The 18,692-nt window shown below is 72.5% G+C and carries 16 protein-coding genes and 1 pseudogene; 11 read left to right on the top strand and 6 right to left on the bottom strand.

All coding sequences use genetic code 11. From position 1 onward, the window contains the following. Positions 1–8: 8 nt before the first annotated feature. The 9 genes from crcB to IAG44_RS44495 all read left to right on the top strand — a co-directional run bounded on the left by crcB (position 9) and on the right by IAG44_RS44495 (position 10,631). The gene (gene crcB / locus IAG44_RS04460) at positions 9–374 is read left to right on the top strand and encodes a fluoride efflux transporter CrcB (RefSeq protein ID WP_187745825.1); all 366 of its coding nucleotides are present in this window, start codon (positions 9–11) and stop codon (positions 372–374) included. 97 nt (positions 375–471) lie between these two features. Then, positions 472–1,305 carry an undecaprenyl-diphosphate phosphatase gene (locus tag IAG44_RS04455; RefSeq protein WP_187745824.1) on the top strand — a complete coding sequence of 278 codons (834 nt, stop codon included), beginning with the start codon at positions 472–474 and terminating at the stop codon, positions 1,303–1,305. Positions 1,306–1,462: 157 nt separating this feature from the next. Then, entirely contained in the window at positions 1,463–2,140 is a 678-nt protein-coding gene (locus IAG44_RS04450) for a FadR/GntR family transcriptional regulator (RefSeq protein ID WP_187752500.1), read from the top strand. Then, positions 2,137–3,576: an amino acid permease gene (locus IAG44_RS04445; protein WP_187745823.1), complete on the top strand. Its 1,440-nt coding sequence runs from the start codon at positions 2,137–2,139 to the stop codon at positions 3,574–3,576. The genes IAG44_RS04450 and IAG44_RS04445 overlap by 4 nt, the downstream gene beginning before the upstream one ends. 37 nt (positions 3,577–3,613) lie before the next feature. Then, positions 3,614–4,633 (top strand): asparaginase, encoded by a 1,020-nt coding sequence (locus IAG44_RS04440; RefSeq protein ID WP_187745822.1) that lies wholly within the window; start codon positions 3,614–3,616, stop codon positions 4,631–4,633. Between the two features lie 103 nt (positions 4,634–4,736). Beyond that, positions 4,737–6,146, top strand: coding sequence for an aspartate ammonia-lyase (gene aspA, locus IAG44_RS04435; protein WP_187745821.1), 1,410 nt, complete (start codon positions 4,737–4,739; stop codon positions 6,144–6,146). Positions 6,147–6,277: 131 nt separating this feature from the next. Continuing rightward, on the top strand, positions 6,278–7,597 hold the full coding sequence (locus IAG44_RS04430; protein ID WP_187745820.1) for a hypothetical protein: 1,320 nt from the start codon (positions 6,278–6,280) through the stop codon (positions 7,595–7,597). A 212-nt stretch (positions 7,598–7,809) separates the two neighbouring features. Further along, positions 7,810–9,270, top strand: a complete 1,461-nt coding sequence (mptB, locus tag IAG44_RS04425; protein WP_187745819.1) for a polyprenol phosphomannose-dependent alpha 1,6 mannosyltransferase MptB — start codon at positions 7,810–7,812, stop codon at positions 9,268–9,270. Between the two features lie 20 nt (positions 9,271–9,290). Beyond that, complete coding sequence (locus IAG44_RS44495; RefSeq protein ID WP_187745818.1) at positions 9,291–10,631, top strand: glycosyltransferase 87 family protein; 1,341 nt, start codon at positions 9,291–9,293, stop codon at positions 10,629–10,631. Positions 10,632–10,666: 35 nt separating this feature from the next. Here IAG44_RS44495 and IAG44_RS43235 read toward each other — a convergent pair. Further along, a pseudogene (locus IAG44_RS43235) lies at positions 10,667–11,587 on the bottom strand (D-alanyl-D-alanine carboxypeptidase family protein); the annotation flags it as partial. 241 nt (positions 11,588–11,828) lie between these two features. After that, the gene (locus IAG44_RS04415; protein ID WP_223006775.1) at positions 11,829–12,776 is read right to left on the bottom strand and encodes a helix-turn-helix transcriptional regulator; all 948 of its coding nucleotides are present in this window, start codon (positions 12,774–12,776) and stop codon (positions 11,829–11,831) included. Between the two features lie 78 nt (positions 12,777–12,854). Here IAG44_RS04415 and IAG44_RS04410 point away from each other — a divergent pair, with 78 nt between their 5' ends. Then, the gene (locus tag IAG44_RS04410; RefSeq protein WP_187752499.1) at positions 12,855–13,793 is read left to right on the top strand and encodes an alpha/beta fold hydrolase; all 939 of its coding nucleotides are present in this window, start codon (positions 12,855–12,857) and stop codon (positions 13,791–13,793) included. A gap of 36 nt (positions 13,794–13,829) precedes the next feature. On the opposite strand, the gene rho is transcribed toward IAG44_RS04410, so the two are convergent. Continuing rightward, positions 13,830–14,969, bottom strand: coding sequence for a transcription termination factor Rho (gene rho / locus IAG44_RS04405; protein ID WP_187745816.1), 1,140 nt, complete (start codon positions 14,967–14,969; stop codon positions 13,830–13,832). Positions 14,970–15,177: 208 nt separating this feature from the next. Then, entirely contained in the window at positions 15,178–15,732 is a 555-nt protein-coding gene (locus IAG44_RS04400) for a kinase (RefSeq protein WP_187745815.1), read from the bottom strand. A gap of 98 nt (positions 15,733–15,830) precedes the next feature. Here IAG44_RS04400 and IAG44_RS04395 point away from each other — a divergent pair, with 98 nt between their 5' ends. Then, positions 15,831–16,535 (top strand): class I SAM-dependent DNA methyltransferase, encoded by a 705-nt coding sequence (locus IAG44_RS04395; RefSeq protein WP_187745814.1) that lies wholly within the window; start codon positions 15,831–15,833, stop codon positions 16,533–16,535. Here IAG44_RS04395 and IAG44_RS04390 read toward each other — a convergent pair. Further along, positions 16,520–17,659 (bottom strand): serine hydrolase domain-containing protein, encoded by a 1,140-nt coding sequence (locus IAG44_RS04390; RefSeq protein ID WP_187745813.1) that lies wholly within the window; start codon positions 17,657–17,659, stop codon positions 16,520–16,522. The genes IAG44_RS04395 and IAG44_RS04390 overlap by 16 nt on opposite strands. Continuing rightward, positions 17,656–18,624: an acetylxylan esterase gene (locus tag IAG44_RS04385; protein WP_187745812.1), complete on the bottom strand. Its 969-nt coding sequence runs from the start codon at positions 18,622–18,624 to the stop codon at positions 17,656–17,658. Before IAG44_RS04385 ends, IAG44_RS04390 begins: the two co-directional genes overlap by 4 nt. Between the last annotated feature and the right edge of the window lie 68 nt (positions 18,625–18,692).

The raw sequence follows: 18,692 nt of genomic DNA, 5'->3' as shown, positions 1-18,692 counted from the left end.
AACTGGTTGTGAACTGGCTGCTGGTCGCCGTCGGTGGCATGGTCGGTGCGCCACTGCGCTACCTCACCGACCGGGCGGTGCAGGCGCGGCACGGCTCGGTGTTCCCGTGGGGGACGTTCACCGTCAACGTCGTCGGGTGCCTGGTCCTCGGCACGCTCACCGGGGCCGCGTCCGCGGGGCCGGAGCTGCGGCTGTTGCTGGGGACCGGCCTGTGCGGGGCGCTGACCACGTACTCGACGTTCTCCTACGAGACGCTGCGGCTGGCCGAGACGGGTGCCGGGCTGTACGCGTTCGCCAACGTCGCGGGGAGCCTCGTGGCGGGACTCGGGGCCGCCTTCGGGGGGTTCTGGATCGGGCAGACGTTCTGGTCGTAGCGGGGAAACAGGGCAGAGCGGCACGGCGGGAGCCCTACCCGGGGCTGGTAGGACTGTGCCCCACAGTCGTCCCCCCCTTCCCGCAGAACTGGATTCCATGAGCATCTCCGTCGGCCAAGCAGTCGTCCTCGGAGTCGTCGAGGGAGTGACCGAGTTCCTCCCCGTCTCGTCGACCGGCCATCTGAAGATCACCGAAGGGCTGATGGGCATCCCCGTCGACAAGCCGTCGGTCGTCGGGTTCTCCGCCGTGATCCAGGTCGGCGCGATCGCCGCCGTGTTCGTGTACTTCTTCAAGGACATCGTGCGGATCGTCTCCGCCTGGGGCCGGGGCCTCGTCCACAAGGAGGAGCGCTACCACCACGACTACAAGTTCGCCTGGTGGGTCATCTGCGCGACGGTCCCGATCGTGGTCGTGGGCCTTGCCGCGAAGCCGCTCATCGACGGCGCGCTCGGCTCGCTGTGGGTGGTCGCGGCCTCCCTGATCCTCGGCAGCGGCGTGATGTGGGCGGCCGACCAGATGGGCCGGCACAAGCGCGGCGAGGACGACACGTCGTTCAAGGACGCGATGCTCGTGGGAAGTTCGCAGATCCTCGCGCTGCTCTTCCCCGGCTTCTCCCGCTCCGGCGCCACCATGTCGACCGCGCTGATCCTCGACCTCGACCGGGTCGCCGCCACCCGTCTCTCGTTCTTCCTGGGCATCCCGGCGCTGACCGGCGCGGGCCTGTACGAGCTGAAGGACGCCCTCGGCGCGGGCGTCGGCGCGGTGCCGCTGGCCGTCGGGACCGTCGTCTCGTTCGCGGTCGCGTACGCCTCGATCGCCTGGCTGCTGAAGTTCGTCGCCAAGCACTCGTTCAACGCGTTCGTCGTCTACCGCCTGGTCGTCGGCGTCCTGCTGTTCGGTCTGCTCGCGACGGGCGCGCTGAGCGCCTGATCACACCACCGGGCGTGTGAGAGGCTTTCAGCCCCCACGCCCGGTGAATTTTTCCTTTCGTTCGTCTTGACACCACCTGGCGCGCAGCCGCACCATCACTCCCGTGAACCTGTCAGACAGCCAGACAGGTGGCTCGGGCCCGCGTCGCGTCAGCGCGATGGAGGCGGTCCTCACCCACCTCCGCCGTGCCATCGAACGCGGCGAGTACGCCATCGGCGACAAGCTCCCCTCCGAAGCGGAGCTCTGCCGCACCCTGGAGGTCTCCCGGCCCGTCCTGCGGGAGGCCCTGCGCGCCCTCCAGACGATGGGCCTGACGGTCGCCAAGACCGGCAAGGGCACCTTCGTGATCGCCAACACCGTCGAGGACCCCACCTTCGGCGACTACGCGGCCAGCGACCTCCTCGAAGTGCGCCGCCACATCGAGATCCCGGTCGCCGGGTACGCGGCCCTGCGCCGCACCCCGGAGAACCTGGACCACCTGGCCCACCTGCTGGACCGCATGGAACGGGAGACGGACACCACCGCGTGGGTCGCGATGGACACCCTCTTCCACCTGGCCGTCGCCGAAGCCGCCCAGAACCCGGTCTTCCGCCGGGTCATCGAGGAGATCCGCGACGCACTGGCGCGTCAGTCGGCCTTCCTCAACGAACTGGGCGGTCGGCGTGAACAGTCCAACCGCGAGCACCGGGCCATCGTGGAGGCCCTGCTCGACGGTTCACAGGCCGATGCCGTCGAGGCCATGAGCCATCACCTCGACCGCGTCGAGACGACCCTCACCGACATCGTGCGCACCCCGCGCGCGGAAACTCCCCTGGAAGGCGGACCCGAGGCGTGAGCGAACAGCACCTCAAAGACGAGACGCGCCCCTCGTCCCCCCATGTCGACGCCGGAGACGCGGGCTACAGCAAGTCCCTGAAGCACCGGCACGTCAACATGATCGCCATCGGCGGCGCGATCGGCACCGGCCTCTTCCTCGGCGCGGGCGGCCGGCTCGCCGACGCCGGGCCCTCCCTCTTCATCGCCTACGCCGTCTGCGGCGTCTTCGCCTTCCTCGTCGTGCGCGCGCTCGGCGAACTCGTCCTGTACCGGCCCTCCTCCGGCGCCTTCGTCTCCTACGCCCGCGAGTTCCTGGGCGAGAAGGGCGCCTACACGGCCGGCTGGATGTACTTCCTCAACTGGGCGACGACCGGCATCGCCGACATCACGGCGGTCGCCACCTACACGCACTACTGGGGCATGTTCTCCGACATCCCCCAGTGGGTGCTCGCCCTGATCGCCCTCGCCGTCGTGCTGACCGTCAACCTCATCTCCGTCAAGATCTTCGGCGAGCTGGAGTTCTGGTTCGCGATCGTCAAGGTGAGCGCCCTGGTCATCTTCATGGTGATCGGCATCTTCCTGCTGGTCACCCAGCACGACGTCGGCGGCCACACCCCCGGCCCGTCCCTGATCACCGACAACGGCGGCGTCTTCCCCAACGGCCTGCTGCCCATGCTGCTGATCATCCAGGGCGTCGTCTTCGCCTACGCCTCCGTCGAACTCGTCGGCGTCGCCGCGGGCGAGACCGAGAACCCCGAGCAGATCATGCCCAAGGCGATCAACTCGATCATGTGGCGCGTCGGCCTCTTCTACGTCGGCTCCGTCGTCCTGCTGTCGATGCTGCTGCCCTGGAACGTCTACAAGTCCGGCGAGTCCCCCTTCGTGACCGTCCTGTCCAACATCGGCGTTCCCGCCGCGGGCGGCGTCATGAACCTGGTCGTCCTCACCGCCGCCATGTCCTCCCTCAACTCCGGTCTCTACTCCACCGGACGCATCCTGCGCTCCATGGCCGTCAACGGCTCCGCCCCCGCCTTCACCGCCAAGATGAGCCGCAGCCAGGTCCCCTACGGCGGCATCCTGCTCACCAGCGGCGTCTGCGTCCTCGGCGTCGGCCTCAACTTCGTCGTCCCCGCCGACGCCTTCGAGATCGTCCTCAACTTCGCGGCCATCGGCATCCTCGCCACCTGGGGCATGATCATGGTCTGCCACCTGTTGTTCTGGCAGAAGACCCAGAAGGGCGAACTGACCCGCCCCGGCTACAGGCTGCCGGGCTCCCCCTGGACCGAGATCGTGACGCTGGCCTTCCTCGCCTCCGTCCTGGTCCTCATGTACGCCGACGGCGGCGCCGGACGCACCACCGTGCTCTGTCTGCCGCTGATCGTCGGAGCGCTCGTCGCCGGCTGGTACGCCATCCGCGCCCGCAAGCAGCGCACCTCGACCGAGGCCGGCGCGTGATCCCGCGCCCGCCCACGACCCCCCAGTGCAGGCAGTGATGTTCAGCAACACCCCGGCGGACGCACCCGTGGTCCGCGAACCCCTCCACACACCCGTCGCCCACCTCGTCCGCGCGGGGCTGACCGAGGGAGTCCACTACGGCTCCGTCGTCGTCCTCGGCGCGGGCGGGGAGGTCACCCTCCAACTGGGCGACATCGAGGCCGCGTTCTACCCCCGCTCGGCCCTCAAACCCGTCCAGGCCGTCGCCATGGTCCGCGCCGGCCTCCCCCTCGACGGCGCACTCCTGTCGCTCGCCGCCGCCAGCCACTCCGGCGAGGAACGCCACCTCGCCGGCACCCGGCGGATCCTGGAGCTGGCCGGCGTCACCGAGGACGACCTGCGCAACGTCGAGGACATGCCCTACGGCGCCGTCCAGCGCGACGAGTGGATCCGTGACGGCCGGGGGCCCTCGCGGCTCGCGCAGAACTGCTCCGGCAAGCACGCCGCGATGCTCTACACCTGCAAGCTCAACGGCTGGTCCCTCGACGGCTACCTCGACCCCGCCCACCCCCTCCAGCAGGCCATCGCCGAGATCGTCGAGGACCTGACCGGGCAGCGGATCGCCAAGACCACCGTCGACGGCTGCGGGGCGCCCCTGTTCTCCGTCTCCCTGCACGGGCTCGCGCGCGCCGCCGCCCGTATCACCACCGCCGTCGAGGGGACACCCGAGGCCAAGGTCGCCGGCGCCATGCGGGACTTCCCCGAGATGGCCTCCGGCGGTGACCGCGACGTCGCCGCCCTCATGCGGGCCGTGCCGGGGCTGCTCGCCAAGGACGGCTTCGAGGGCGTCGAGGTCGCCGCCCTGCCGGACGGGCGCGCGGTCGCCGTCAAGATCTCCGACGGCGCCAACCGCGCGCGCGTGCCCGTCACCGCCGCCGCCCTCGCCCGCGCGGGCGTCGACCCGGCCCGCCTCACCGCGTTCGCCGGCGAGGCGCTGCTCGGCGGCGGCGAACCCGTCGGCCAGGTCCGCGCGGTGCGCGCGCTGGACCCGGTGCACGACCTCCCGGCCTGCGCCTGAGCGCACGCCGGCTTTCGAAGCGGGGGCGCGGCGAGTGTGCGCGCCGTGCCCCCGCGCCCCCTTCGAGAAACCCTCACCCACTCCACAGAGGACGTCCCTCACCATGACCACCCTCACCCGCAGCGAGCACGACCTCCTCGGCTTCCGCGACATCCCCGCCGACGCCTACTGGGGCGTCCACACCCTGCGGGCCACCGAGAACTTCCCCATCACCGGGACGGCCATCTCCGCCTACCCGCACCTCATCGACGCCCTCGCCGCCGTCAAGGAGGCCGCCGCCCTCGCCAACGAGGAGCTGGGGCTGCTCGCGCCCGAGAAGGCCGCCGCGATCGTCACCGCCTGCCAGGAGATCCGCGCGGGCAAGCTCCACGACCAGTTCGTCGTCGACGTCGTCCAGGGCGGGGCCGGCACCTCGACCAACATGAACGCCAACGAGGTCATCGCGAACCGGGCCCTCGAACTCCTCGGGCACGCCAAGGGGGAGTACCAGTTCCTGCACCCCAACGAGGACGTCAACCTCGGGCAGTCCACCAACGACGTCTACCCGACCGCCGTCAAGGTCGCGACGGTGTTCGCGGTGCGCGGCCTGCTCAAGGCGATGGCCGTCCTCCAGGACTCCTTCGGCCGCAAGGCCGTCGAGTTCCGTGACGTGCTCAAGATGGGCCGTACACAGTTGCAGGACGCGGTTCCCATGACGCTCGGTCAAGAGTTCTCGGCCTATGCCGTCATGATTGACGAGGACCGCAGCCGTCTTGACGAGGCCGTCGAGTTGATCCATGAGATCAACCTGGGCGCCACGGCCATCGGCACCGGCCTCAACGCGCCCGCCGGGTACGCCGAGGCCGCCCGCCGCCACCTCGCCGGCATCACCGGGCTCCCGCTCGTCACCGCGGCGAACCTCGTCGAGGCGACGCAGGACTGCGGGGCGTTCGTCCAGATGTCCGGCGTCCTCAAGCGGATCGCCGTCAAGCTCTCCAAGAGCTGCAACGACCTGCGCCTGCTGTCCTCCGGCCCGCGCGCGGGGCTCGGCGAGATCAACCTGCCGCCCGTCCAGGCCGGGTCCTCGATCATGCCGGGCAAGGTCAACCCCGTCATCCCCGAGGTCGTCAACCAGGTCGCCTTCGAGGTCATCGGCAACGACGTCACCATCACGATGGCCGCCGAGGCGGGGCAGCTCCAGCTCAACGCCTTCGAGCCGATCATCCTGCACTCCCTCTCCGAGTCGATCACCCACCTGCGCGCGGCCTGCCTCACCCTCGCCGAGCGCTGCGTCGACGGCATCACCGCCAACACCGAGCGGCTGCGCGCCACCGTCGAGAACTCCATCGGCCTCGTCACCGCCCTCAACCCCCACATCGGCTACGAGGCCGCCACAGACATCGCCAAGGAGGCCCTGGAGACCGGACGCGGCGTCGCCGAACTCGTCCTGGAGAAGGGGCTCCTGCCGGCGGAGGCCCTGGCCGCCGTGCTGCGACCGGAGGTCGTCGCGGGGAACGGGGCGCCGGCGGTGTAGGCGCGACGGGGGGCAGGGGCGGTCGGTGCGGCGGGCCGGGATGCCGGTCTCCGGGCCCTCTGTCGGCACGTCCGCCAGGGCGCCCGAAATCCGGTTGAGGCGCGCCCCGCAGACCCGCGAGGATCGCACGTATGTTCTCCCGCAGGCTCCGCCGTCCCAAGTCCCCCGACGCCCTCAAGGCATGGGAATGCCTCGACCGGGGCGACCTCCCCGGCGCGCTGCGCCTGTTGCGGGCCGGCGCGGAGGGGATGCCGCTCGTGGAGGTGGCGCTGGTGGCCGGGCGGGCGGCGGAGGCGGCCGGGTTCGAGGATGTGCGGGAGGCCGCGGAGGCGGTCGTCGGCGCGCCCCAACAGGCGCGGGCGCTCTACGACTTCGGGTACGCCTGCGTCGAGCGCGGCGTCGCCGGACTGGCGGTGCCCGCGCTGCGGGAGGCGCTGCGGCTGACGGACGGGGCCACGCCGGTGCTGCGGGAACTGGTCGCCGCGTACGAGGACGGCGCGCGGCACCGGGAGGCGGCGGACGTCCTGCTCGCGCACGAGACGGCGCTGGACGATTGGCCCGACCGCTACCTCCTCGTCCTCAACGCCGTCCTCGCCGGCGACCTGGCGCTCGCCCGGCGCCAGCACGCGCTCCTGGGCGATCCCGGCGACGAGATGTGGCTGCCCGCGCGGGCGCGCCAGACCAGGGCCCTGGAGCGCGCGGACGCGGCCGGCACGGTGAGCCCGCTGGACCGCGCCGACCTGCGCGGCTGGCAGTACGTGATGGGCGGCACCGTCCTCGGCACGCTCTCGCCGTACGGGTACGACGCGGGCATGAACGGACGCTTCGCCTGGCTCCAGGACACCTACGGCCAGTGCCTGCGCGGCCTGTCGAGGCTGACGTCCGTGCTGGCGGCGGCACAGGTGCGGCCGGCGTCCGTGTCGCTGCTGCCGGACCGGTCGAGCCGGATCCTCGGGCTCGCGGCGGCCGAGGTCCTGGGGCTGCCCGCGGTGCCGTTCGACGCGGCGCGCGCGGACACCGTCGTCATCGCCTACGACCTGAACGAGACCGCCGAGACCGAGGACGGGCCCGAGATCCTGGGCGCGCTGTTCGACCGGACGCCGGGACAGGTGCTGCACGAGCACGCGAGCTGCTGGACCGACCCGCCCGCCGTCACCCCGGACAGCGCGACACTGCTGTGCCAGGCGGTCACCGCGCCCTGGGGCGACACCCTGCGCCTCGGCGACGACGGCCAGGTGGAACGCGGCGGCCCCGACGAACGCCCGCAGGAGGAGATCGCCGCCGAGATCGTCCACGCCGACCCGACCCCCGACCAGGGCGACGGCGCCACTCCGGACGACCCCGGCGAACGGCTCACGGAGTTCGTGACGGCCGTCCGCGCGACCTGGCTGCGGGGCGACCGCGCGCGGGTGCGCAGCACGGGGCCCGTACCGAGCGGCCGTTTCGCCTGAGCCGGTCCTGACGTCGGTCTTCCGGGGCCGGGACGGCACCCAGGCGCCCCTGCCCTGCCCCGCCCGCACGCGAACCCCGGATGAGCACCCGGCGTACGCAGGTCGGCCAACCCCGCCGCTCCGCCCCGCGCGCACGCCTCGGTCACACACAGACCACCGCCCGGCTGGCGGAACGTCGCTTCCCAGCCACCCTGTCTCGCCACGCTGTGAGGGTGCTGGCCAAGGCTTTCCCTCCCGCGCTCCGCCGCTGCCAGGTGCTCGGCCTGGCCGGTACCTCCTGTCTGGCGTTGGGCGGAGAGACCGCCGGCGCGCTGCCCGCGCGCGAACTGCTCGCGCCCACCTCGCCGCACGCCGTGCTCGGCCTGGTCGGCGTCTACTTCGGACTGGTGCTGCTGACGGCCGCCTGGGTGCTGCTGGGCCGCCGGGTGCGCGGCGACGCGCCGCCGTCCACGCGCGCGCTGGTGCTCGTCCTCGCGGTCTGGGCGGCGCCGCTGGCCGTCGCGCCGCCGCTGTTCAGCCGGGACGTCTACAGCTACCTCGCGCAAGGCGCGATGGTCGACGCCCACATCGACGTCTACTCCTACGGCCCCGCCAGCCTGGGCGGGCCGCTCGCCGACGAGGTCGCGCCCCTGTGGCGGCACACCGGGGCGCCGTACGGGCCGGCGTTCATGGGCCTCGCGGGCGCCCTGGCGGACCTCACGCGCGGGGAGCTGCCCGCCGGGCTGTACGGGATGCGCTGCGTGGCCCTGCTCGGCGTCGCCCTGATGGCCGCCGCGCTGCCCCGCCTCGCCCGGCACTGCGGCGCGGACCCGGCGGTCGCCCTGTGGCTCGGCGTGCTGAACCCGCTGGTGCTGCTGCACCTGATCGCGGGCGCCCACAACGACGCGATCATGCTGGGACTGCTCGGCATCGGCCTGGTCGCCGCCCTCGGCGGCCGGTTCACCCTGGGCGCCGTCCTGGTCACCCTCGCCGCCCTGGTCAAGGCGCCCGCCGCGCTCGGGCTCGCGGCGATCGTGCTGCTGCGGCACAGCCCGCCGGACACGAGCGCCGGGACCCTGCTGCGGGCGGCGCGCGGACCGGCGTACGCGAGCGCCAGAAGCCTCGCCGCAGCCACCGTCAAGACCCTCGCGGCCGCCGCCGCGACGACCGTCGCCCTCACCGCCGTCACCGGCACCGGGTACGGCTGGATCAGGGCCCTCAGCACCCCCGTCTCGCCCCAGAACTGGGCCCTGACGAGCCTGCTGGGCCGCGCCACCGGTGCCCTGCTCACGCACGCAGGCAGCGACCTCGCGCCGCTCGCCGTGCCCGCCTGGCACGCGCTGGGCCTCGCGATCACCGCGGGGCTCGTCGCGGCCATCTGGTGGCGGCTGCGGCCCCGCCCGGTGTACGCGCTCGGCCTGAGCCTCGCCGCCGTCGCCGCGTTCGGCCCCGCGATCCGCCCCTGGTACGCGCTGTGGGGCCTGTTCCTGATCGCCGCCGCCGCGCCCGACACGTCGGGACGGCACCGTACCGTCGTCGCCGTCGCGGGGGTGCTCGCCCTCGCCGTCCTGCCCGACGGGGACCCGGCCGACCCCGAACAGGTCCTGCTCGCCGTCTGCGGCGGCGCCCTCGCGGTCGTCGTCCTGTGGCAGGCCCGCCTCGCCACCGGCCCGCTCCAGGGCCGCACGGCATGACCCCACGAACCCCGAGGACCATGAGACTCCCCGAGACCGGCCGAGGCCGCCTGCTCCTGCTGCTCGCGCTGGCGAGCGCCGTCACGGTGTTCACGGCGACCGTGCCGCTCCTGCGCGACTGGTTCGACCTGCGCGTCTACTACGGCACGATCGACCACTGGGTCCACCACGGCGGACGCGTCTACGACTACCGGGTCCCCGGCACCCCGTACGGCTTCACCTACCCGCCCTTCGCGGCCGTCGCGATGCTCCCCATGGCGCTGACCGGCCTGCGCACGGCCATCGCGCTCGCCCTGCTGCTCAACCTCGCCGCCCTCGCGCTCGTCCTGCGGCTCCTGGCGGGCCGTGAGTGGCGCCGGCACGGCTGGTTCGGCGTCGGGCTCGCCCTGTGCGCGCTCGCGCTGTTCGAGCCCCTGCGGGACACCGTCAGCTTCGGACAGGTGAACATCCTGCTGCTCGCCCTCGTCCTGGTGGACGCGCACCTCCTGGCGACCGGGCGGGAGCGCCTGGCGGGCGTCGGGATCGGCCTCGCGGCGGCCGTGAAGCTGACGCCCGCGCTGTTCATCGGGCTGCTCCTGGTGACCCGGCGACGGCGCGCCTCCGGGGTCGCCACGGCCGTCGCCGCCGGCGCGACCGGGCTCGCCGCGCTGGTCGCGCCGGACGCCTCACGGTTCTACTGGACGACGGCCCTGTGGGACACCGCGCGCGTGGGGCGCCTCGACTACGTCTCCAACCAGTCACTCCAGGGCGTCCTGGCCCGCCTGGGTGTCGAGAGCAAGGCGGTGTGGGCGATCGCCGTGCTCCTGGTGCTCGCGGTGTGGGTGGGGCGGGTGCGCCGGGTCGAGGACTGGCGAACGGCGTTCGCATTGACCGGGTTGACGGCCTGTCTGGTCAGTCCAGTTACTTGGGTGCATCACTTGATCTGGTTGATTCCGTCGTTCGTCATCTTGATCCGCGCCGGACATGTGTGGATCGCGTCAACTCTGTACGCCGTCATGTGCACCAGTGTGGTGTGGATCTGGTTCCACGACGCGTCCGGCCTCGACGGGTTCCTCGGCAGCAACACGTACGTATGGATCACCCTCGGCCTGCTGCTGTGGCTGCCGACCGGTCAGCGCCGTCTGCCCGCGCGCAACGCGAGCGACACCCCGCCCCCGCCCAGCACGGCGGCCCCCGCGATCGCCGCCGCCTCCAGCCACCCCGGCCCACCGGCCCCGGCGGGGACAGCCGCCGACACGACCGCCGGACGCACGTCGGGACCCGGCCGGGGCCTCGACCGCAGCGCGTCCAGCGAACCCACCGGATCCACCCGCCCCGCCGCCGCGAACCCCCAGTCCAGCAGGGAACGCGCCTCCTCGTAGACCGCGAACCCGCCGCCCGCCTGCGGATTCATCACCGTCACCACCAGCGTCCGCCCGCCCCTGCGGGCCGCCGCGACCAGGGTGTTCCCGGCATGGGAGGTGTAACCGTTCTTCACCCCGACGAGCCCCGGGTAGGCCGCGACCCCGTCCTCCCCGGTGAGCAGCCGGTTCGTGTTCTCGATCTCGTACGACCAGCCCCCGCCCCCGGGGAACCGGGCCCGCGTGAGCCCGCAGTACCGCGCGAAGTCCGCGTTGCGCAGCCCCGCCCGCCCGAACACCGCCAGGTCGTACGCCGACGACACCTGACCCGGCGCGTCGTACCCGTCGGGCGAGCGCACCTGCGTGTCCAGGGCGCCCAGCGCACGCGCCTTGGCCTGCATCAGCGAGGCCGTCGTCGCCCAGCCGCCGTTCAGCTCGGCCAGCACGTGCACGGCGTCGTTGCCCGAGTTCAGGAACACCCCGCGCCACAGGTCGGCGACCGTGTACGTCCGCCCCTCCGCGACGCCGACCAGGCTGCTGCCGGGCCCGATGCCCGCCAGCTCCCCGGGGCCCACCCGGTGCCGGATCCCACCGGGCAGCACCGGCAGGACGGTCAGCGCGAACAGCGTCTTCAGGGTGCTCGCCGGGGGCAGCCTGCGGTGGGCCCCGGACGCGGCCAGGACGGCCCCGCTGCCCGCGTCCGCGACGACCCACGAGAGCGCCGAGACGCCGGGCGGCGCGGGAGCGCCCGGATGCGGACGGACATGGACGCCGGGACCGCGCAGGAGGCCGGGGGAGGGGGCGTCGTACGCCTGCTGACGACCGGGGGCGGCGACGGTGTGCGACGGCGCCGGGGTGCCCCGGACGCCCGGGGCGGTGCCGGACGTCGCGACCGCCGCCGGGACCGACGTCAGCGAGAGCGCGGCACACAACGCGCAGGCCGCGGCGGCGGCCCGGGAGGAGAATCCGATCGTCATACTGCCAACGTAGAAACGATCATGTGCATCGGCGTGCTGCCCGTGCCGGTCGCGGGGGCGCGAGCACCCGGATGCCGTACGCGCTCCCGGGGCGCGACCGGGATACGCGCCGAAGAGGCGACGGGATGATCTCGAAGGGACCGGCAGGCAGGCCCGCAAGCGCGACGAGGGTGGTTCCCGGAGACGGCTCACCCTGCGGCGTCCGACCCCGGTGCGACGTCGCCGACGCCGTGACCGGGCGTCAGCCGTACCGCTCGACGAGCGCGCCGCCGATCGCGGCCAAGTGGTCCCGGACACCCGGAGGGCCGGTCACCTCGACCCACTCGACCAGTCCGGAGAGCTCGCCGGCGAGCATGGACTCGCTGTGGCCGCGGATCACGACCTCGACGCGGCCGTCGGCCGTGGAACCTCCCACGTCGAGCCGGCCACCGAGCGCCCTCCGGAGTACGTCTATCCCGTGGGGCGCGCATACCGCCTGGATCTCCAGCGGCGTCCGCCGGCGGTCGACCTCGTCGGCGATCTCGCGCCAGCTCTCGGCGAGGTCGAAGTCCTCGGGCCGGTGCACGGGATCGTCGGTCGGGTCGGCGGACGACACACGGTCGATCCGGAAGGTCCGCCGCCCGGACTCGGTGTGGGAGACCAGGTACCACGCCGGACCCTTGGCGACGATGCCCAGCGGGTGGACGGTCCTGCGGGTGCCGACGCCTTTGCCGTCGACGTAGCCGAGCCGCACCTGGACGCCGCGGATCACCGCGTCCTGGAGTTCGTCGAGGAAGCGGGGCGGGCGCTGCTCGACCCGGCTCGACCCCCATCCGTGCGGGTCCACGACCAGTGACGACGCCGCCGCCTCGGCCTGCACCCGGAAAGGCTCCGGCAGAGCGTGGACGAGTTTGCGCAGCGCCGCCTTCACGGCCGGTGTCGCGGCCGAGGCCGGGCCGACGGCCAGGAACAGGGCGCGGGCCTCACCGGCGGTCAGCCCGGACAGGTCGGTACGGGCGCCGCCCACGAGGCGCCAGCCGCCGCCTCGGCCCTGTACGGAGTACACGGGCACCCCGGCCATGGCCAGGGCGTCGAGGTCGCGGCGGGCGGTGCGCTCGGAGACCTCCAGCTCCCGGGAGACCTCTGCGGCTGTCACCCGCTCGCGCCGTTGCAGCATGAGGAGGATGGCCACCAGCCGGTCGGTTCGCACGTCGGCAAAACTCTCACACAAACCGGTCATGGGGTGACCGGTTTCGGGCGCCAGGATGACGGCATGACCTCACCACAGATGTTCGATCCAGCCGATTTTCCCGAGCCCGCCCTCATTCCGGTCAACGGTGTGGAACTCGAAGTCTTCGAAGCGGGCAGAGAGAACGCGGGACGTCCCGTCGTGCTCTGCCACGGCTGGCCGGAACACGCCTTCTCCTGGCGCCACCAGCTGCCCGCCCTCGCCGCGGCCGGCTACCACGCCATCGCACCGAACCAGCGAGGCTACGGAAATTCGTCCCGCCCGGTCGACGTGACGGACTACGACATCGAGCACCTGTCGGGAGACCTCGTCGCGCTCCTCGACCACTACGGATACGAAGACGCCACCTTCGTCGGCCATGACTGGGGCGCGTTCGTCGTCTGGGGACTGGCCCTGCTGCATCCGAACCGTGTGAACAAGGTGATCAATCTGAGCCTGCCTTACCAGGAGCGCGGAGAGAAGCCCTGGATCGAGTTCATGGAAGACACGCTCGGTGGCGACTTCTATTTCGTCCACTTCAATCGGCGGCCAGGTGTCGCGGACGCCGTGTTCGAGGACAACACCTCCCAGTTCCTTCGCAACCTGTACCGGAAGAACGAGCCCCCCGGGGAACCTCGGCCGGGTATGGCGCTGATCGATCTCGCCGGAGCCGAAACGCCACTCGGTGATCCCGTGATGAGCGACAGCGAACTGGCTGTCCTCGTCTCCGCTTTCGAGTCATCAGGGTTCACGGCCAGTGTGAACTGGTACAGAAACCTGGACCGCAACTGGCGCCTGCTGGCGGACGTGGACCCGATCGTCCGACAGCCCACCCTCATGATCTACGGCGACCGCGATGTGATCGCGAGGTCGGAAAGGCTGACGGAATTCGTACCGAATGTGGAAGTGGTCAGCCTGGATTGCGGTCATTGGATCCAGCAGGAGAAGCCGGAAGAGACGAACCAGGTCATTCTCAGGTGGCTGGGCCGGCAGGGCTGATCACCGCAGCGTGATGAGCGGGGCCCGATGCCGCCCTCAGGCTCCCGGCAGTGTCGGCTGCACCTGGCGCAGGAACACCGCGTTGTCCGGCGTCCTGCGCATCCGCTCCAGCAGTGTCTCCAGGGCGGTGCTGGTGTCGCGGGAGGCGAGGGCGCGGCGCAGGCCGCGGGTGGCGGTCAACTCGGCCGGGGTGAGGAGGAGCTCTTCGCGGCGGGTGCCCGACGCGTACAGGTCGACGGCGGGGAACAGACGCCGGGAGGCGGGCTCGCGGTCGAGGCGCAGCTCCATGTTGCCGGTGCTCTTCAGCTCCTCGAAGAAGTAGTCGTCGGCCCGCGACCCCGTCTCGACCAGCGCCGTCGCCAGGATCGTCAGCGAACCGCCCTCCTCGACGGCCCGCGCGGCACCGAAGAAACGCTTCGGACCCAGCAGGGCCGCCGCGTCGACGCCGCCGCTCAGCGTGCGCCCGGTGCCCGGGGCCGCGTTGTTGTGCGCCCGGCACAGCCGGGTCAGCGAGTCCAGGAGGATCACGACGTCCTCACCGGCCTCGACGAGACGCTTCGCACGCTCGACGACCAGCTCGGCGAGCGCGGTGTGCTGCCGGGCCGCGCGGTCGAACGTCGACGCGTACACCTCGCCGCGCACCGAGCGGCGCATGTCGGTGACCTCCTCCGGACGCTCGTCCAGCAGGACGACCATCAGGCGGGCCTCGGGGTGGTTGCCCGCGACGGCCGCCGCGAGCTGCTGGAGCAGGACCGTCTTGCCGGTCTTCGGCGGTGCGACGAGCAGGCCGCGCTGGCCCTTGCCGACGGGTGCGAACAGGTCGGTGACCCGGCCGGCGAGCCCCGCCGCCGGGTGCTCCAGGCGCAGCCGCTCACGGGGGTGCAGCGGCGTCAGCTCGGCGAACGCACGCCGGCCGCGCGCCTCCTCGGGCGGACGGCCCTCCACCGAGGTGACCTCGATGAGCGCGCGCCGGTCGCGCACGCCCTCCACGAGGTCGCCCCTGCGCAGGCCGTGACGGCGGATCAGCGCGGCCGGGACCTGCGCGTCGTCCGCCTCCGGCAGCAGGCCGGGGCCACGCAGGTGCCCCTTCCCGCCACCGTCGACATCAAGGACGCCGGCCACGAGCCGCGCCGGCGGCCCCTGCTGGATCGGGGGGTGTTCAAGAATGGTGGTCATATAGGTCGGTCCTTCCACGGACGGACGGGCATGTGACATGCGAGGGAAAGAAGAACGCCGCGACAGATCCCAGGAGGCGACACGCACTCCCGGCGGCGGAGAGAGCCCCGGAACACAGGGCGAAGAAGGAACAGGAACCGCACCGGCGCCCACGACGGGGCGTGCACAGATGCTTCCCGCAATGTACCACTGGGGATACCGCAGCTTGTCAACCCCCAGCGGGCCCCTCATATTCCCCGACCCCGTCCAGCCCGCTCTCCCGCATGACGCGCTGCACCGTCTCCCCGAGCCCGCTCGACGCCGGCACAACGCACTCGACACCACCCGCGAGCAGATCCCGCGCCCGGTACCACTCGCGCAGCTCGGCCTCGCCGACGCCCGGCATCTCGGGCTTGGTCGCGTGCCGCGCGAGCGTCTCCTCGAAGGGCACGTCGAGGTAGTAGCAGCGCGTCGTCCCCCGGTGATCCGCGATCAGCCGGGCGAGCATGTCGCCGTAGTGCGCGGCGTACAGGATGCCCTCGACGACGACGTGGAAGCCGGAGTCGAGGGCGTACCGGGCGACGGTGTCGATGAGGCCGACGTTCGCCGCGCCCGGCCGGTCGCGCTCGCGCAGGACCACCCGGCGCAGGTTGTCCTGGCCGACGAGCGCGACACCCCGCCCGAAGCGCTCCCGCACGCCGGCGGCGACCGAGGACTTGCCGGAGGCCGAGTTGCCCCGGATGATCACGAGGCGGGTGTCAGGAGTGCCGGTGCGTGCGGTCATCGGGCGGAGACTTCCGCACGGCGGATCGCCACAAACACGCCCGCCTCCGTGAACCCGCCTCAGCGTCCGCCCCCGCCCAACCCGGTTACCCTGAGCCTGTGTTCAACGCCGAAGGCCCCAGTCTCCGTGAGCTCGCCGTGCAGGCGCTGTCGTCCGTCGAGCGGGGATACGACCTGCTCGCGCCGAAGTTCGACCACACGCCGTTCAGGACGCCGGACGCTGTGCTGGACGCCACCGCCGAAGTACTAAAGGGGCTGGGCCCGTTCGGGGACGGGCTTGATCTGTGTTGTGGGACGGGGGCCGGGCTGGGGGTGCTCGGCGGGGTGTGCGAGAGGGTGACCGGGGTGGACTTCAGTGCGGGGATGCTGGAGAGGGCGGCGGGGCAGGGGGCGCGGTTGGTGAGGGCGGACGCGCGGGCGTTGCCGTTCGTCGGGGAGTTCGATCTGGTCGTGAGTTTCGGGGCGTTCGGGCATTTTCTGCCGCGTGAGCTGCCCGGGTTGTTCCGGCAGGTGCACACCGCGCTGCGCCCCGGAGGGACGTTCGCGTTCCCCGTCGGCGCCCCGCCGAAGGCGTCGACGCCCGCCTACTGGGCGCTGCTCGGCTTCGACGGGGTCATGCGGGTGCGCAACGCGGTGTGGCGGCCGCCGTTCGTGATGTACTACCGCACCTTCCGACTCGGCGACGTACGACGGGAGTTGACCGGCGCCGGGTTCCGGGTCGGGCTGCGGGCGCTGCCGGAGTTCGGAACCCGGGACGACGGCAGCCCGAGGGCACGGCTGGTCGTGGCTCACAAGGCGGCGTAGACGGCCTCCACGAGCGCCAGCTTGCGCGGGTCGTCGACGATGTGCGGGCCCATGCGGTTCATGACGTACCCCAGGGACACCCCTGCCTCCGGGTCCGCGAGCCCGCAGGACCCGCCGAACCCGTCGTGCCCGAACGCGCGCGGATTCGGCCCGTACGAGCCGTGCGCCCCGCTCAGCAGCACCCCGAGCCCCATCTCCGTGTCCCGCCCGAGCTGCGCCCCGAGGACCAGGTCACGGGAGGCACCCTGCCCCGCACGGACCCGCTCGACGGCACCGGCGGACAGCAGCCCGCCCCGGCCGGCGAGCAGCCCGTACAGCTCGGCGACGGCCCGCGCCGTACCGTGCCCGCCGGCCCCGGGGATCTCGGCGGCCCGCCAGGCGGCCGAGTTCGCGGCGGGCGCGCCGACCGGCGGATTGGCGAGCGCGGCGAGGGCGACCGGCGTCAACGAGGCCAGCAGCGCGGCCTGTTGGGTGCTCGTCAGCGCGGGCGGCGACACCATTTCGGCGGCGCGCCCGGCGTCCTTCTCGGGCAGCCCGATCGTGAAGTCGATGCCCAGCGGCCCGGTGACCTCCTGCTCCAGGAAGGCGCTCGGCAGCAGCCCGGTGACCCGCCGGACCACCTCGCCGACCAGGTGCCCGAAGAGCAGCGCGTGATACCCGGACGCGCTGCCCGGCTCCCACAGCGGCCCGGCCGCCGCGAGCCGCGAGACGGTCACCTCCCAGTCGTACAGCTCCCCGGTGGACAGCGGTTCGCGCAGCCCGGCGAGCCCGGAGCGGTGGGACAGCAGATGGCGGACGAGGATCCCGCCCTTGCCGTTCGCGGCGAACTCCGGCCAGTAGCGGGCGACTTCGGTGTCGAGGTCGAGCAGCCCGCGATCGGCGAGGAGATGGGCGCACAGGGCGGTGACACCCTTGGTCGTGGACCAGACGTTGACGACGGTGTCCCGCTCCCAGGCCCGCGTGCGCGCCGCGTCGGCCCAGCCGCCCCACAGGTCGGCCACCGGCCGCCCGTCCACGAACACCGCGACGGCGGCGCCGAGTTCACCCCGCTCCCGGAAGTTCTCCTCGAACGCCGCGCGCACTCCGGCGAACCGCTCCTCGCAGTGGCCGTGCGCCTGCGTCACGCGCGGTCCCGCAGCCAGGCCAGCTTCGCCGCTTCCTGGTAAGGGCCGCCGCCCTCATGGTCGTTGAAGTCGTACACCTCGATCTGCTTGTCGTCGTGCGTCCACGCGTTGAACGCGGCGAAGACCGTCGACGGCGGGCAGACCTGGTCCTCCAGGGCCGCCGAGAACAGGGCGGGCGCGGTGGCGCGGGCGGCGAAGTGGACGCCGTCGAAGTAGGAGAGGGTGCGCAGGACGTCGGCCGTGCGACCCCGGTGCGTCTTGAGGAACAGGCCGATCTCACGGTACGGGTGACGGTCCGTCATCGTCGTGGCGCGCGGGAAGTCGCACAGGAACGGGACGTCCGGGGCGGCACCCGCGAGGTCCGGGACGAGGCCCGCGACGGCGATGCTGATGCCGCCGCCCTGGCTGCCGCCGAGGACGACCGTGCGGGACGCGTCGGCGAGGGGGTGGGAGCGGGCCGCCTCCACCGCGCGCACGCCGTCCGTGAACACCCGGCGGTAGTAGTAGGACTCGGGCGCCTCGATGCCGCGCGTCATGAAACCGGGGAACGCCGGGGCGCTGCCCACCGGGTCCGGCGTGCCACCGCCGCCGCCCCAGGCGCTGCCCTGGCCCCGGGTGTCCATGACCAGGTGGGCGCGGCCCGACGACGCCCACAGCAGGTGTTCGTGGGGCAGGCCCCGGCCGCCGCCGTAGCCGACGAACTCCACGACCAGCGGCAGGGGTTCGGTGGCGTCCGCCGGAACGCAGAACCACGCCTTCACCGGGTGGCCGCCGTACCCCGCGAACGTCACGTCGTACACGTCGACCGTCGCGAGTCCCGCGTCGACCGGTTCGAAACGGGCGTTCAGGTCGTGCTCGCGGGCCTCCTGGAGGGTCTTGGACCAGAACGCGTCGAAGCCTTCCGGCTCCGCCGACTCGCTGCGGTAGTCACGGAGTTCTTCGAGGGGCAGGTCGAACAGGGCCATCGAGGACCGCCTTCGGGTGAGTGGCCGGACGAACGACCTCACGGTACGTGGCGCGCGGGAGGGTCACC

The organism is Streptomyces roseirectus, assembly GCF_014489635.1.
Lineage (GTDB): Bacteria > Actinomycetota > Actinomycetes > Streptomycetales > Streptomycetaceae > Streptomyces > Streptomyces roseirectus.
The sequence above is the reverse complement of the archived record's forward strand: the minus strand, read 5'-3'. Positions and strand labels throughout refer to the sequence as shown.